Genomic DNA, 14,968 nt, shown 5'->3' on the forward strand with positions numbered 1-14,968 from the left:
GTGCGCTGGACCCGGACCATCCGAGCGGCCGCGCTGCTGGCCGTGGCGGCGCTCGGCCTCACGGCCTGCGGTGGCGGCGGCAGTGACCAGCCGGCTGCGCAGAGCAAGGGCGGGGCACCGATCGTGGTGGCGTCGTTCAACTTCACCGACAGCCAGATCCTCGCGGAGATCTACGCGGGCGCGCTGGAGGCGAAGGGCTACCCGGTCACGCGGAAGCTGAACCTGGGTTCACGCGAGCTGATCTACCCGTCGCTGAAGAAGGGCGAGCTGCAGTTCGTGCCGGAGTACCAGGGCGCGGCCATCGCGACCGGCTTCGGCAAGGACGCGGTGAAGGACGCGGCCGGGGAGCACAGCCAGCTGGCCGCGCTGTTCAAGCCCGAGGGCATCGGCCTGCTGAACTACGCGCCGGCCGAGGACAAGGACGTCTACATCGTAAAGGCCGACCTGGCGAAGTCCAAGGGGCTGGCCACGATCGGCGACCTGAAGAAGCTCGACAAGGTCGTCATGGCGGGCGGTCCGGAGTGCGAGACGCGGCTGCCGTGCTTCAAGGGCTTCCAGGACGTGTACAAGCTCACGAACGCGACGTTCAAGACCGTGCAGGAAATCGGCCCTCGCGTGCAGGAGCTCGACTCGGGCGGCGCGACCGTGATCCCGGTCGACTCGGTGAGCCCGGTCGCCGGCGACTCGAAGTACGTGGTGCTCAAGGACGACCTCGGGATCGAGCCGACGGAGAACGTCGTGCCGGCGGTCAGCCAGAAGGTGCTCGACGAACGGGGCCAGGACTTCGCGGCCACGGTCAACGCCGTCAGCGCGAAGCTCACCACCGACGAGCTGCGCGACCTCAACAGCCGCGTCGACGCCGACGGCGACCCGGCCGCCGACGTGGCGAAGGACTGGCTGAAGCAGCAGGGCCTGGCCTGAGGTTCGGCCCGGTTTGCTTGCGCGTCGTTCCCTCTGCTCTGTGGCGTGGGCGCCTGCTCTGTGGCGTGGGCACCTGCTCTGTGGCGTGGGCACCTGCTCTGTGGCGTGGGCACCTGCTCTGTGGCGTGGGCACCTGCTCTGTGGCGTGGGCACCTGCTCTGTGGCGTGGGCGCCGTGGGGTGGAGGGGCCTGGTCGCTGCTGCGACCTGGGTGGGCCCCTGGCGACCTCGGCCCGGGAGGGCCCGACGGCCCCGCGGTCCGGGCGGCACGTCGCATGGTGGGCGGGGTCGAACGGCCGGCGGGCTTGCAGGTGCCGACCGACTGCGGCGGCGCCGCCCGGCACCTGCAAGCCCGACCGCGACAACCCCACCCACCCGGCAACCCCGCAACCGCGGCGAGGGGCCACCCGGCCAGCGACGCGGCCGACCGACAGCGGCGAAGGCACCCACCCACAAGCCCGACCGCACGACCCCCCGCGACCGCGGCAAGGTCTTGCGTGCAGCAGCCGGGCCACCGAAGCGGCCGACCGACGGCAGCGAAGGCAGTCCCCCACAAGCCCGACCGCACGACCCTCACGGCCGCGGCGAGGTGCGCCGGCCGACAGCGGCGAAGGCACCCGCCCATCCGCAAGCCCGACCGCACAACCCCACGGTCGCAGCGAGATGCCACCAAGCCACCACGCACCGGACGACCACGCCAGCACCCACCACAACCCCGCCGCACCAACCCCGCCCACCCGGCAACCCGGCCAGGCTGCCCACACCGCACCACCGACCGGGAACGCTCGCCGAAGCTCTCGAGCCGCCGCGGTGAGGCGGAGCCACCACGCCCGTGACAACACTGCTTGAGGAGCCCAGCTCATGAGCGCGCGACCGTTGCACTTCAACGCCTTCATCTGGCCCAACGGCTACCACGAATCAGCGTGGCGGGTCGTGGACGACGACGTTCGCGGGGTTCTCGGCCTGCCGTACTACGCGGACGTCGCCCGCACGGCCGAGCGGGGTCTGCTGGACACGGTGTTCCTCGCCGACAACATCGCCATCCCCGAGTACCGGGTGGCGCACTTGCCGCAGACGCAGTTCGATCCGATTTCCGTCCTGTCCGCGCTGGCGGCGGTCACCAGTCACATCGGGCTGATCGGCACGGGGTCGACCACGTACAACAAGCCGTGGGAGCTGGCGCGGCGGTTCGCGACGCTGGATCACCTCAGCGGGGGCCGGGCGGGTTGGAACATCGTCACCACCGTGACGTCGCTGGCGGCGGCCAACTTCGGCGAGGCCGCGCACCCCGATCACGCCGACCGGTACGCGCGGGCGCACGAGTTCGTCGACGTCGTCACGCGGGCGTGGGACAGCTGGGAGGACGGCGCCGTCGTGGGCGATCGGCCCGACGGTGTGTGGGCGGACCGCGCGAAGCTGCACGCGCCGCGGTTCCATGGGGAGTTCTACGACGTCGAGGGCATCCTGCCGTTCCCGCGGTCGCCGCAGGGATGGCCGGTGCTGGTGCAGGCGGGGCAGTCGTCGGCGGGGATCGGGCTGGCGGCGCGGTTCGCGGAGCTGGTGTTCTCGGGGCCGCCGTCGTTGGAGGCGGCCGTGAAGTTCCGCACCGATCTGCACGCGCAGGCGGCCAAAGCCGGGCGTTCGCCCGAGCAGGTGCTGGTGCTGCCGGCGTTGATGATCACCCTCGGCGACACCGAGGCCGCCGCACAGGAAAAGGCCCAGCGGCTGGAAGACCTGTCCAGCGAGGAGTTCCGGTGGCAGAACGTGCTCTACACCGCCGGGCTCGATCCGGACGCGTACGACCCGGACGCGCCGTTGCCCGCGGAGCTGCTCGACGCTCCGGCGGCGTCGAGCCGGGCGGCGCAGCTCGTCGAGGCGGCTCGCGCCGAGCCGGCCGCGACGCTGCGAGAACTGACCTCGGCCATGAAAAGCGGCGCGGGTCAGTACCACTTCGTCGGCACGCCCGAGCAGCTGGCCGACCACATCCTCACCTGGCAGGACGCGGGCGCGGTCGACGGCTTCACCATCATGGGCTCCACCCTCCCCTACGAGCTGGCCACCTTCGTCGACCACGTGGTGCCGCTGCTTCAGGCGAAGGGCCGCTTCCGCACGGAGTACACCGGGTCGACGCTGCGCGAGCACCTCGACCTGCCCCGGCCCGCGGGGCGGGGCTGACGCGATCGCGAGAACCCGTAGTGGCGCAACGGAAAGCGCCGAACTCCGGGACAGAAGTTGCCCGCCGGACGGCCACCCGGTGAACTCTTGCCGAGAGCTCTTCGGGTGGCCCGGCCCGGGCCCCAGAATCTGCTCGTGACCCAACGTTTCGCTGCGCGTGTGCGCACAGTGCTGTTCTGCCTGCTGGCCTTCGGGCTCCTGTCCCCGCTCGCCACCGCCGGCGCCACCGAGGCCGGGCACGGGCGGTCGCCGTACTCGCTGTTGCAGATGAACGTCTGCTCCAGCGGCTACGCCGGCTGCTACCCCGGCACCGAGTACCCGAAGATCGTCGACGAGGTCGTCGCCGAGATCAAGGCGAACGACGTCAACGCCGTCACCCTCAACGAGGCGTGCAGCGGCGACGTGGCCCAGGTCGCCGCGCGCACCCGCTACCACTACCGGTTCGCCACGGTGATCTACAACGGCGCCCCGCTGGCCTGCAAGACCCCGCAAGGCCGTGGGTTCTTCGGCAACGCCGTGCTGACCAAGGACGCGATCCGCGCATCCCAAGACGCCCCGTACTCCGTGTTCAGCGGCGTGGAGCAGCGCCGCTGGCTCTGCGTGACGACCGCGCGCGGAGTGGACGTCTGCACCAGCCACCTGTCGACCGACGGCGAGGCCCCCGGCACGACGAACTCCGTCCAGTGCACCGAGCTGTCCGCCGTGCTCGCCGCCCGGCACCGGCCGACCATCTTCGCCGGTGACGTCAACCGGCACGCTTCGTGCGCGCCCCAGGGCTTCTGGACGCTGACCGACGCGGCCGCCGCCAAGGACCCCGGCATCCAGCACTCCTACAGCACCCTCGCGGCGCCCCAGGCGACCGTCCTGCCGACGACCTACACCGACCACGACGCTCTTCTGGTCCACGCCGAGCTCCAGCACTGACCCGACGCCGGTCCGGGCGCCCTCGTCGCGGGGGCGCCCGGACCGGCTCTCAGCTCTGCCGCCGGTTGGCCGCAATCGACCTCAGCAACGTCCCCGGCCGCGCCAGCGTCGCCGGATGCGCCAGGAGGTAGGCGACCTCGTCGAACCGGCGCGCGATCTCCGGCTCGAACACCGACGCCGCCACGATCTGCCCGATCGCCTGCTTCTGCAGGCGGTAACCGCGCGGGTAGGGGCCGTCGACGTGGGGCAGTTCGAGGTCGCCGCCCGTGGACAGGCCCCAGGCGGCGTCGACGACCACGCGTTGGAGCGCGAAGAACGCGTGCGCCGGCACGGCCAGGTCCGGGCCGGTCCGCAGGTACTCCGAGAGGCACGAAGCGTGCAGGGCGGCGCAGGACATGCCCTGGCCGTAGATGGGGTTGAAGGACGCGACGGCGTCCCCGGTGGCCACGAGCCGCGCGGGGAACCGGCCGACGGGGTGGAAGTCGCGACGGCGGCTGTCGGTGTGGCGGTAGGTGGTGATGCCGCCGAGCATCTCGTTGGCGGCGATGGCGCCGAACTCGCCGGGCAGCGCGGTGCGGCACAGGTGGACGAACTCCTCGGGTGTGCTGCCGGGGCGCCGGTCGAGGTAGCCCGACAGCGTGACCATCCACTGGTCGTCCTCGATCTGGCACATCGCGGCGGCCGCGATGCCCGACGGGTCGCCCGGCGAGTGCATCGACACGCCCGCGCGGACCTCGGGCTGCGCACCGGCGCGGCGCAGCACGGCGGTGGTGTAGTTCAGGTCGATGCGCATGCGGGTCGTCGGCGGCTGCTCCCAGCCCGCGGTCTTCAGCCACTCACCGAGGCGGCTGGAGCGGCCCATGGCGTCGACGACGAAACCGGCCGCGCAAGCGCCCGCCCTCGTAGTGGACGGCGGTGACCGCCGTGTCCGAGAACTCCAGCCCCGTCACGCGCGCGACGACCGACCGGACGTTCGGCAACGCCAGCGTGCGCTCCCGGATCTGCGCTTCGAGGAACGGCCGGCTGCTGCTGAGCATGTCGGTGTCCGAGCCGACGATCTTGCGCACGCCGTCGGAATACGTGCTGCGCAACCGCGCCGGCGCGGGCCGCGCCCCCGCCGCCACGGCCTTGTCGGTGAAGCCGGGGAACCACCGTTCGAGCTGGCGCAGCCCGGCCGGCAGCAGCACGTGCGTCTGCGACCCCTGCGGCGCCCCCGGCCGGGCGCCGGGCCCGGGGTCGTCGCGCTCCAGCACCACGACCTCCTCGGCGTGGTCCGCCAGCGCCCGCGCCGCGAGCAACCCCGCGACGCTGCCACCCAGCACCACGGCCGTCTTCACCACCACCGGTCCCGCCACCGGCGTGCGGGTATCACTCAGCCGCGCGAAAACCTCAGCAGGCGACATGCTCGTTTCCTCCCCAGACCTCGAAAACCGGTGAAACGATCAACGAGCCGGAGCCGGGAACCGCTCGTGGCCCAGCACACCGAGCAGCTGGATCTTCTCAGCCGCCTCCGTCCGCGGCGCCGCCGTCAGCACCAGCAGCGACTGCGACCAGTCCTCGGTGAACAGCGCCTGGCAGTCCACCTCGATGGCCCCCAGCTGCGGGTGGATCAACGTCTTGTGGTCCTCGAATCGCCGCGCCACCTCGTGCCGTTCCCACAGCTCGGCGAACTCCACGCTCTCCTGCTGCAACGCGCGCACCAGCTCACCGGCCCGGGAGCGCGGCCCCATCGAGCCGTATGCAGCCCGCAGGCCCGCGACCTGGGCGCGGCTCTGGCGGGCGCGGTCGTCCTCCGGGTAGATGAGGCGCTCGCGCGGGTCGGTGAACCAGCGGTAAATGCCGCTGCGGGCGAGGCCGGTGTGGTGGGAGTGGTCGCCGTAGAGGGCGTCGGCGAAGCGGTTCTGCACGAGGACCTCGCCAAGGTTGGACAGGATCAGCGCGGGGGTGTCGTCGAGCCGGTCGAGGACCCGCAGCAACGCCGGCGCGACGTGGGTGGCGACGGTCGCGGCCGAAGGCGCGTTGCGGCCGGAGATCTGGAAGAGGTAGTCGCGTTCGCCGGCGTCCAGGCGCAGCGCGCGGGCCAGCGACGCGAGCATCTGCTCGCTCGGCTGCGGGCCGCGCTGCTGTTCGAGGCGCGTGTAGTAGTCCGTGGACATGGCGGCCAGCGTCGCGACCTCCTCACGCCGCAGCCCGGGAGCGCGGCGACGCGCGCCGGCGGGCAGCCCGACGTCCTCGGGTTGCAGCGCCTCCCGGCGCCGGCGCAGGAACTCCGCCAGTGTCGAACGATCCATGACACTCAGTATCCGGGCCGCGCCGGGCGCGAACCAGGGATCGCCGATCCCCCGATGAGCGGTCTCTGCACTTCGGCCCGGCGAAGCGCGAAGGTCGAGGCATGGACATCAGCGGAAACACCATCTTCATCCCCGGCTCGACCAGCGGCATCGGCCTCGCCCTCGCGCTGGAGCTGCAGGCCAGGGGCAACACCGTGATCATCGGCGGCCGCCGCACGGAGCTGCTGCGGGAGATCGCCGCCCGGCACCCCGGCCTCGGCACCGTGCACGTCGACACCACCGACCCAGCGAGCATCGACGCCGCCGCCAGGGAGGTGCTCGCGAACCACCCCGACCTCAACGTGCTGGTCACCATGTCCGGCATCATGCGCGTCGAGGACTGGCACCGGCCCGAGTCGTTCCTCGCGTCGGCCGAGTCGGTCGTGACCACCAACGTGCTGGGCCCGATCCGCCTCATCGCCGCCTTCGTGGAGCACCTGCAGACCCGCCCGGACGCGACGATCATGACAGTCTCCTCCGGTCTCGCCTTCACCCCGTTGAAGGTGACGCCGAGCTACAACGCGTCGAAGGCCGCCATCCACATGCTCAGCGAATCGTTGCGCCTGCAGCTGGCCGACACGTCGGTGAAGGTCCTGGAGCTCGAGCCGCCGTCCGTGCAGACGGACCTACTCCCCGGCCAGGCCGACAACGACCACGCCCAGCCGCTCGACGAGTTCGTCGGCGAGGTCATGAACCTCATCGAGACCCAGCCGGACGCCCGCGAGATCCAGGTCGAGCGCGTCAAGTTCCTCCGCTACGGCGAAGCCCGCGGCGACTACGACCAGGTCGTCGCCGCGGTCAACGCCTCCGACCCCCACGGCGACTGAGCCACGGCGAGCTCGGCCGGGAGCCCGAACAGGCCGAACAGCCGCGGCTCGAGGTGCGCCTCGAGCGCGGCGACCCGGTCGCCGGCGACCTCGACGACCAGCACCGCGAAGGCCCGCAAGCCGCCCTCGTCGTGGTAGATCGCGAAGGCCGGTGAACCGTTCGCCTCGATCGGCACGAGCCGCGACGCACGGCAGGGGCTGTCCTCGCGCAGGAACCACCGCGAGATCTCGGCCCGGCCGGCGAGCCACAGGCCGTAAGGCGGCATCGCGAGCGTGGCGTCCTCGTGGAGCAGAGCGGTGAGGGCGGGCACGTCGTAGCGTTCGAAGGCATCGACGAACCGGGCGAGCAGCGCGCGCTGGGCGTCGGTGAGCCCGGCCGCCGGCACCGGGCGTCCGGCGAGGCGCCCCCGCGCGCGGCGCAGCAGCCCGTTCGCGGCGGCCACCGTGATGCCGAGGAACCCGGCTGTCTCCTCCGCGCTGAACTTCAGGACGTCCCGCAAGATCAGCGTCGCACGCTGCGGTGCGGAGAGCGTGTGCAACGCGGCGACGAACGCGAGGCGCACCGATTCGCGCCGCACCACGGTTTCCGCCGGGTCGGCGCCCGGTGGCAGGAGCCAGCGATCGGGTGCCGGGCCCACCCACCTCGCCGGTTCCGGCAGGCCGAGCGGCGAACTCGCGTCGCCGGCCGCGGTGACGTCGACGGGGTGCTCCCGGCGAGGCCGGCGCCGGAGCTGGTCGAGGCAAACGTTCGTGGCGATGCGGAACAGCCACACCCGCGGAGTGGCGGCACCGGTGAAGCCGTCGCGCCCGCGCCAGGCCCGCAGCATCGTCTCCTGCACGGCTTCGTCGGCGTCGGCGGCCGACCCGAGCATCCGGTAGCAGTAGCCCAGCAGCTCCGGCCGGTGCCGGGCGTCGAGGTCGGTCCAGTCGTCAAGGGTGGTCGGCGTCACAACCCCGGCAACGCGCCGGACCTCCGGTGGATTCCGCGGTCAGTTCAGGCGGAGCACTTCGTCTACAGGGATCGAGGGGGAAATTCAACGAAGGAGTCACCCCATGATCCTCATCACCGGCGGCACCGGGCTCACCGGTTCGGCTGTCGTGCGCGAGTTCGTCCGGCGGGGCCACCCGGCGCGGGCCCTGGTCCGCAGGCCGCTGCCGGCGTTGCCCGGCATCTCCCCGGTGCACGGCGACCTGCTCGCGCCGGAGACCCTCGGCCCGGCGCTCGACGGCGTCGACACGGCCATCCTGATCTCCGGCGCGGACGGCCGGATGGCCGAAGCGCAGGCCAACCTCATCGACGCGGCCGTGCGGTGCGGTGTCCGGCGCGTCGTGAAGGTGTCCGGAATGGGCACGGACCCGGAATCGAGCTTCCGGTTCGCGCGGCTGCACGCCCGGATCGAGGAGCACCTGCGCGCGTCCGGCCTCGCCTGGACGATCCTGCGGCCGAGCCAGTTCATGCAGGTCTACCTGCGGGAAGTGCCGACCATGCTCGCGAGCGGCGAGCTCGCCCTGCCCCTTGGCGCCACCCGCCTGGCCCCGATCGACGTCGAGGACATCGCGAAGGTCGTCTACGCCGCGGCCACCTCCGACGACCACGAATCGGCCGTCCACGAGATGACCGGACCGCAGGCGCTGACCATGGCGGAGGTCTGCGAAATCCTGACCGGCGTGGTGGGACTGCCGATCCGCTACGTCGACCTCTCCCCCGAGGAGCACCACCGCCGCGTCGTGGCGGCCGGCATCCCGGCGGAGTTCGCGGACGACGTCGCCACGCTCTTCCGCCTTCGCCGCACCGGGAGCCCGGAGTCCACTGTGGACACCGAGATTTTCACGAAGCTCGGCCTCCGGCCGACGCCCTTCGCCGACTTCGCCACCCGCGCGGCTCCGCTCTTCCGCGGTGAGGTGACGCCGGATCGGTTGTGGGCCTCGGGCTGGCAGGCCGGTACCCCCGCCCGGTGACGCGCCGGACCGGCCCGCTCACGCCAGATGCGTCGGTTTCCCGGCCAGGATCGTCGCCGTCAACGGCATGTCCCGCAGCTGAGCCGGGGACAGGTGCGACGGATCGGCCGACGTGACCATCAAGTCGGCCACGTCGCCGACGGCGACCCCACGGCGGCCACCCGAAGCCGCGGCCAACGCGTCCGCCAGCGGGATCGCCTGCTCCGGGTGCCAGGCCGGCCGGTCGTCGTCCGTGCGGCCCACGGCGGCGGCGATCCCGTCCCACGGGTCCAGCGGCGCGACCGGCGCGTCGGAGCCGATTTCCAGGCGGGCGCCGGAATCCAGCAGGGCACGGTAGGCGTAGGCGCGGTCCGTGCGGCCGTACCAGTGGCGGTCGGCGACGTCGCGGTCGTCGGGCTGGTGGGCGGGCTGCACGCTCGCCACGAGGCCCAGCCCGGCGAACCGCGGCACGTCGTCGGACGACAACAGCTGCGCGTGCTCGATGCGGCCGGGGCAGCCGACGGCGGCGAACGCGTCGAGGGCGATGGTGTTGGCCTTGTCGCCGATGGCGTGGACCGCCGGCACCAGGCCGTTTTCCCACGCCCGGCGCAGCAGCGGCTCGAGCTCTGAAGGCGGAAGCTCCAACAGGCCAGGGGAATCCGACTCCGGATAGGGGTCGTGGCAATACGCGGTGCGGGTGTTGAGCGAACCGTCCACGAACACCTTGAACGGCCCCACGCTCAGCAACCCGTCACCGGCCGGCAGCACGTCGCCGGTCCGGTGGCCGCGGGAGACCGCGACCTCCAGCAGCGGCCGCGAAATCACACAGGACACCCGCGCCGCCGGCGCCATCGCGGCGACGCGGCGGGTCCAGTCGGTGACCGTGTCCGCGTACTCGTAGTCCACGATCCCTGTCACACCACGGGAAGCCGCCGCGCCGAGCGCGTCGGCGACCCAGCGGTCCTGCACGTCCGGCGCCGCCGACGGCAGGGCAGCGGTGGCGGTCATGCAGTCGTTTTCCAGCAGCACGCCCGTCGGATGGTCGCGGCCGATCAGCTTGAGCGCGGCCGGGCTGAGCCACAACGTGTGCAGATCGGCGCTGAACAACGCGACCGCGCGGCCCGGCAGCGCGCGCTGCAGCAGATCCTTGTGCGGCTTGTCGGGCCAGAGCCCGTCGCGGAACCCGGCGCCGACGACGAGGTCCCCCGGCTGGTCCGGCGTCTCCAGCAGCCGCCGCAGCAGCAGCTCCACCGCCTCCGACGCCGACCGCGCGTCCGCCAGCGGGATGCGCCGGCGGAAGGTGGCCCACTGCAGGGCGTGCACATGGGCGTCGACTAGACCAGGCAGGAGCGTGCCACCGTGACCGTCGAGCACGCGCGCCGCGAAGCCCGAACCGGTGCCCGGCTCCTCGATGGCGGCCACCCGGCCGTCGTTCACGCGCACGTCGGCGAGCCCGCCGCCCAGCCCGACCCGCACCCGGCGGAGGAGGAGATCGTCCATCCGCCCAGCCTGCCAGGCCCGTGCGGGGGAAGGGAATCACCGGCACGACGAGATCACCGCCACCCCGTCACTGCCCGAACGGGTGATGAATGTGCGATGCTGGGAATGTGGGGGTACTCCTCCCTTGTTGGAAAGTACGGCAGCCGTCGCCCGCCGAAGGGTCAGGGCCGGTCAGGGGCGCCGCCTTCACAAGCCGCGCAGGGTTCGACTCCCTCGGTTGCCACGAGCGAGTGGGCGGAGTGTGTCCGCAGAGGGCGCGGACCTGGCTCGCTTGTCGTGTTTTCGGGGGTGCAACCCCCGGGCCCCGCCCGGAGGGCTTCGCCCCCGGCCCCCAACGGTGATCTCCTTGGTCGGGCAGGTTCGTTGGGGTGGGGTTGCGTCTGGGGGAAAGGGCGGACCGCCCTTGCTCGTTGAGGTTCGAGGGCTTCGCCGCCCGACCCCCCACAGTGGTCACCTTGGTCGGCCGTCCGCGCTCGGGCAGGGTTGTGCCTGAGGGGCGGACCACCCTCGCCCGGCGTGGTTTCCGGGGGTGCAACCGCCGGACCGCCATCGGTGGTCACCGCGTTAGGCCGTTCGTCTCACGTCGAATTGCGGCCGATAGGCTGACTGTCTGATTGATGCGGATGGTCCCGACCTGTGTACTGCTCCGATGACACAGCAGAGATCACGCTGGAGACGGCGGGCCGGGATCACCCTCCTCGCCACCGCCCTCGGCGTCGCGCCCGTCGGGGTGCCCGCTGCGCTCGCCGCGCAGCCTCCGTCCTCCCCCGGAAACCCCACTGCCACTGACGGCAAGACCCTCGGCGACTCCGACCGCGCGCTCGTCGCCGAAGCCCAGCGGGCCGGCAAGCGCACCGTGACGCTGCTGGTCGCGGCCGAGCGCGGCCACTCGAGCGCCGCCGTGAACGACCTCAAGGCCCTCGGCGGCGTGGTCGAGTCCACGGACGCGAAGCTCGACTACGTCAAGGTCTCCGTGCCCGTCGCGAACGCCGAGAAGGCCGCGAAGCTCAAGTCGGTCGACGCCGTGGACGTCGACGGCCTCATCCACCGCGACGACCCGAAGCCCGAAGGCGCGGCCAACCCGATCCCGCAGCCGGCTCCGGGCAAGAACACCCCGCGCGTGAACCCGTACCTGCCCACCGGCGACACCTACGCCGCGCAGTTCGGCCAGACCTTCGGCGGCTGGGACGGCAAGGGCACCACCGTCGCCGTGCTCGACTCCGGTGTCGACCTCGACAGCCCCGCACTGGCCAAGACCAGCCACGGCGACCGCAAGATCGTCGACTGGTACAACGCCAACGCCACCAACTCCGGCGACGGCACGTGGGTGCAGCAGTCCACCCAGACCTACACCGGCACGTTCGCCTCGAACGGCCGCGACTGGACCGCACCCGCCACCGGCGGCCCGTACACCTTCGGCCTGTTCAAGGAAACCGCGGGCGACCTCGGCGGCGCCGGCAGCGAGACCGGCGGCGACCTCAACCGCGACGGCGACCGCACCGACTCGTGGGGCGTGCTGCTCGACACCGCCACCAAGCAGGTGCGCGTGGACCTCGACGGCGACGGCGACTTCACCGACGAGAAGCCGATGTCGGACTACGCCAAGAACTTCGACGTCGGCTACTTCGGCACCGACAACCCGGCCACCGACCGCGCCGAGCGCATGGCGTTCGTGGTGCAGACCGACAAGCCGGGCTTCGTGAACATCGGCATCGCCGGCGCCGAGCACGGCACGCACGTGGCCGGCATCGCGACGGGCAACGACCTGTTCGGCGGCAAGATGGACGGTGCCGCGCCGGGTGCGAACGTGATGGCCGTGAAGGTCTGTCTCACCACGGACTCCTGCACCTCCAGTGGCCTGCTCGACGGCGTGGTCTACGCCGCGAGCCACGGCGCCGACGTCATCAACATCTCCATCGGCGGCCTGCCCGCGCTCAACGACGGCAACAACGCCCGCGCGGAGCTCTACAACCGCACGATCGCCGAGTACAACGTGCAGATCTTCATCTCCGCCGGCAACTCCGGCGCGGGCGCGAACTCGGTCGGCGACCCGTCGGTGGCCACGGACGCGATCAGCGTCGGCTCGTACATCACGCGCGAGACGTGGCTGTCGAACTACGGCTCCAAGGTGTCGAAGGCCGAGGCGCTGCACCCGTTCTCCTCGCGCGGCCCGCGGGAAGACGGTGGCTTCAAGCCGGACATCATCGCGCCCGGCGCGGCGATCTCCACCGTGCCGCGGTGGGAGGCCCCGGGCCCGGTCGCGGGCACGTACGCACTGCCCGCCGGGTACGCGATGCTGCAGGGCACGTCGATGGCCTCGCCGCAGGCGACGGGGGCGGCGGCTCTGCTGGTGAGCGCGTACAAGGCAACGCACCACGGCCAGCGGCCGCCGGTCGCGGCGCTGCGTTCGGCGATCAAGTCCACGGCGCGGTTCGTGCCGGGGATCGGCGCGTACGAGCAGGGCGCCGGGCTGTTCAACGTGCCCGCCGCGTGGGTCGCGCTGTCGCTGAACCCGAAGCCGGACGCGGTCACCACCGCCGTCGACGTGCACACCGTGCAGGCGAACCTGCTGAAGCCCACCCCCGGCGTCGGCGTCGGCATCCACGACCGCGAGGGCGTGACCGTCGGGAAGTCCTATACGCGCACGTACACGCTCACGCGCACGTCCGGTTCTTCCCGCCCGGTGGTGTATTTCGCACGCTGGGTGGGCAACGACGGAACATTCTCCTCGGGTTCCCTGGTGTCCTTGCCGCTGAACAAGCCCGTTTCCTTCCCGGTGAAGGTGAACCCCCAGCAGGCCGGTGCGCATTCGGCGCTGCTGTACCTGGACAACCCGCTGACGATCGGCGTCGACGTGCAGACCATGAACACGGTCTTCGCGCCGGCGGAGTTCGCCTCGTCGGGCATCTTCACGGCCTCGGGCACGATCGCGCGCAACCAGTCGGTGAGCTACTTCCTGCGCGTGCCGCAGGGCGCGAGCTCGCTGCAGGTGGACATGACCGGCGGCGGTGACCCGGGCAAGGGTCAGGTGCGCTTCCTGCGCTACGACCCGACCGGCGTTCCGGTCGACAGCAACACCTCCACCAACTGCTACAACCCCGACGCGGGTGCGGGCTGCGTCGGCGGCACGCCGACCAGCCGTACGCTGACCAACCCGCTGCCGGGCGTCTGGGAGATCACGGTGGAGGCGCGGCGGACGTCCGATGTGGACACCGCGCCGTACAAGCTGACGGTTTCCGCGCTGGGCACCGCGATCACGCCGAACCCGGACGACATCGCGTCGGCGCCGCTGGGCGCCGCGGTGGATCGCACGTACACGGTGAAGAACTCGTTGAAGGCGTTCACCGGGCACGTCGTGGGCAGCACGTTCGGCAGCGCGAAGATCACGCGTCCGACGATCGCCCAGGACGCCCAGCAGCAGACGCAGCTGAACGTGCTACCGGGTTCCTCCTCGCTGACGGTGACGATCGGCAACACCGCCGACACCGCCGCCGACCTGGACCTGTCGGTGTACAACTGCAGCAGCGGTTCGTGCGTCCTCGCGGGCCAGAGTGCCGACGGTGACTCCGAGGAGTCGGTGACGATCCAGAACCCGGCCGCGGGCGGGTGGGTCGCGGTCGTCGACGGGTACTCCGTGCCCACCGGGACCACGGCGTTCGACTACCTGGACGTGTTCGTCAACCCGTCGTTAGGCGGCGTCACGGTGACCGACCCGGTCGCCGCGCACGCCTCGGGCACCACCTGGACCGTGCCGGGGGTCGTGACGGCCTCCGCCGCTCCGGGCGCGGGCCGCGTGCTGCGCGGTCAGCTGTCGGTGGTCGACGACGCGGGCGCGACCGTGGGCAGCGGCATCGTGCTCGTGCGTGCGGTGAGCTAGGTGCTCTCCGGGGAGCGCGGCACCGCGCTCCCCGGAAGCACGCCCTGCGCCGCCTTCCCTCCGCTGCGGCCACCGCCGCGGCCGCGCAGGACGTACGCGATGCCCACCGCGATGAGCCCGCCGGCGATCGGGCTGGCGAGGTAGGCCCACCACGACGTCCAGTCGCCCAGCACCAGCGCGGGCCCGAGCGAGCGCGCCGGGTTCATCGACGCGCCGCTCACCGGCGCTCCCCACAGTCCCGCCAGCGCGATGTAGCTGCCCACGGCGATCGCCGCGAGCGGCCCGACCTGCTGCGCGCCCGAGGCGCTGCCCAGGATCACGCTCACCAGGCCCGTGGTCAGCACGAGCTCCCACAGCTTCGCCGTGACGGTGCTGATCCCGCTGCCGGGCAGCGTCAGCCCGGCGTCGCCCTGCTTGCCGAGCAGCGCCCACAGCAGCAGCGTGGCCAGGGCCGCGCCGGCGAACTGCGCCACGAGG

The 14,968-nt window shown here is 72.0% G+C and carries 12 protein-coding genes; 6 read left to right on the forward strand and 6 right to left on the reverse strand.

Annotation, left to right across the window (positions count from 1 at the left end):
• From AB0K15_RS25170 to AB0K15_RS25180, 3 genes are all read left to right on the forward strand, one after another.
• Positions 1 to 921, forward strand: a complete 921-nt coding sequence (locus AB0K15_RS25170) for an ABC transporter substrate-binding protein (RefSeq protein ID WP_364055014.1) — start codon at positions 1 to 3, stop codon at positions 919 to 921.
• A gap of 860 nt (positions 922 to 1,781) precedes the next feature.
• A complete protein-coding gene (locus AB0K15_RS25175; RefSeq protein ID WP_364055017.1) occupies positions 1,782 to 3,095 on the forward strand; it encodes an LLM class flavin-dependent oxidoreductase in 1,314 nt (437 codons plus the stop codon).
• 135 nt (positions 3,096 to 3,230) lie between these two features.
• Entirely contained in the window at positions 3,231 to 4,019 is a 789-nt protein-coding gene (locus AB0K15_RS25180; RefSeq protein WP_364055020.1) for an endonuclease/exonuclease/phosphatase family protein, read from the forward strand.
• A 49-nt stretch (positions 4,020 to 4,068) separates the two neighbouring features.
• Here the strand turns inward: AB0K15_RS25180 and AB0K15_RS25185 are convergent, their stop codons facing one another.
• Genes AB0K15_RS25185 through AB0K15_RS25195 form a run of 3 tightly spaced genes read right to left on the reverse strand, consistent with a single transcriptional unit; the run spans position 4,069 to position 6,310 of the window.
• A complete protein-coding gene (locus AB0K15_RS25185; RefSeq protein ID WP_364055023.1) occupies positions 4,069 to 4,881 on the reverse strand; it encodes a hypothetical protein in 813 nt (270 codons plus the stop codon).
• Complete coding sequence (locus AB0K15_RS25190; RefSeq protein WP_364055026.1) at positions 4,856 to 5,422, reverse strand: hypothetical protein; 567 nt, start codon at positions 5,420 to 5,422, stop codon at positions 4,856 to 4,858. Before AB0K15_RS25190 ends, AB0K15_RS25185 begins: the two co-directional genes overlap by 26 nt.
• A gap of 39 nt (positions 5,423 to 5,461) precedes the next feature.
• On the reverse strand, positions 5,462 to 6,310 hold the full coding sequence (locus tag AB0K15_RS25195; protein ID WP_364055029.1) for a helix-turn-helix transcriptional regulator: 849 nt from the start codon (positions 6,308 to 6,310) through the stop codon (positions 5,462 to 5,464).
• 101 nt (positions 6,311 to 6,411) lie between these two features.
• Here AB0K15_RS25195 and AB0K15_RS25200 point away from each other — a divergent pair, with 101 nt between their 5' ends.
• Positions 6,412 to 7,176, forward strand: coding sequence for an SDR family NAD(P)-dependent oxidoreductase (locus AB0K15_RS25200; RefSeq protein WP_364055032.1), 765 nt, complete (start codon positions 6,412 to 6,414; stop codon positions 7,174 to 7,176).
• On the opposite strand, the gene AB0K15_RS25205 is transcribed toward AB0K15_RS25200, so the two are convergent.
• The gene (locus tag AB0K15_RS25205; RefSeq protein ID WP_364055035.1) at positions 7,125 to 8,126 is read right to left on the reverse strand and encodes an RNA polymerase subunit sigma-70; all 1,002 of its coding nucleotides are present in this window, start codon (positions 8,124 to 8,126) and stop codon (positions 7,125 to 7,127) included. The two genes, AB0K15_RS25200 and AB0K15_RS25205, sit on opposite strands and share 52 nt — an antisense overlap.
• 103 nt (positions 8,127 to 8,229) lie before the next feature.
• On the opposite strand from AB0K15_RS25205, the gene AB0K15_RS25210 reads away from it, so the two are divergent.
• A complete protein-coding gene (locus tag AB0K15_RS25210; protein WP_364055038.1) occupies positions 8,230 to 9,135 on the forward strand; it encodes an SDR family oxidoreductase in 906 nt (301 codons plus the stop codon).
• An 18-nt stretch (positions 9,136 to 9,153) separates the two neighbouring features.
• Here the strand turns inward: AB0K15_RS25210 and AB0K15_RS25215 are convergent, their stop codons facing one another.
• A complete protein-coding gene (locus AB0K15_RS25215; protein WP_364055041.1) occupies positions 9,154 to 10,614 on the reverse strand; it encodes an amidohydrolase family protein in 1,461 nt (486 codons plus the stop codon).
• A gap of 649 nt (positions 10,615 to 11,263) precedes the next feature.
• Between AB0K15_RS25215 and AB0K15_RS25220 the strand changes: the two genes are divergently transcribed.
• Complete coding sequence (locus tag AB0K15_RS25220; protein ID WP_364055044.1) at positions 11,264 to 14,491, forward strand: S8 family serine peptidase; 3,228 nt, start codon at positions 11,264 to 11,266, stop codon at positions 14,489 to 14,491.
• Here AB0K15_RS25220 and AB0K15_RS25225 read toward each other — a convergent pair.
• Complete coding sequence (locus AB0K15_RS25225; RefSeq protein ID WP_364055047.1) at positions 14,488 to 14,964, reverse strand: aquaporin; 477 nt, start codon at positions 14,962 to 14,964, stop codon at positions 14,488 to 14,490. The two genes, AB0K15_RS25220 and AB0K15_RS25225, sit on opposite strands and share 4 nt — an antisense overlap.
• Between the last annotated feature and the right edge of the window lie 4 nt (positions 14,965 to 14,968).

It is taken from the genome of Amycolatopsis sp. NPDC049253, from assembly GCF_040678995.1.
GTDB lineage: Bacteria > Actinomycetota > Actinomycetes > Mycobacteriales > Pseudonocardiaceae > Amycolatopsis.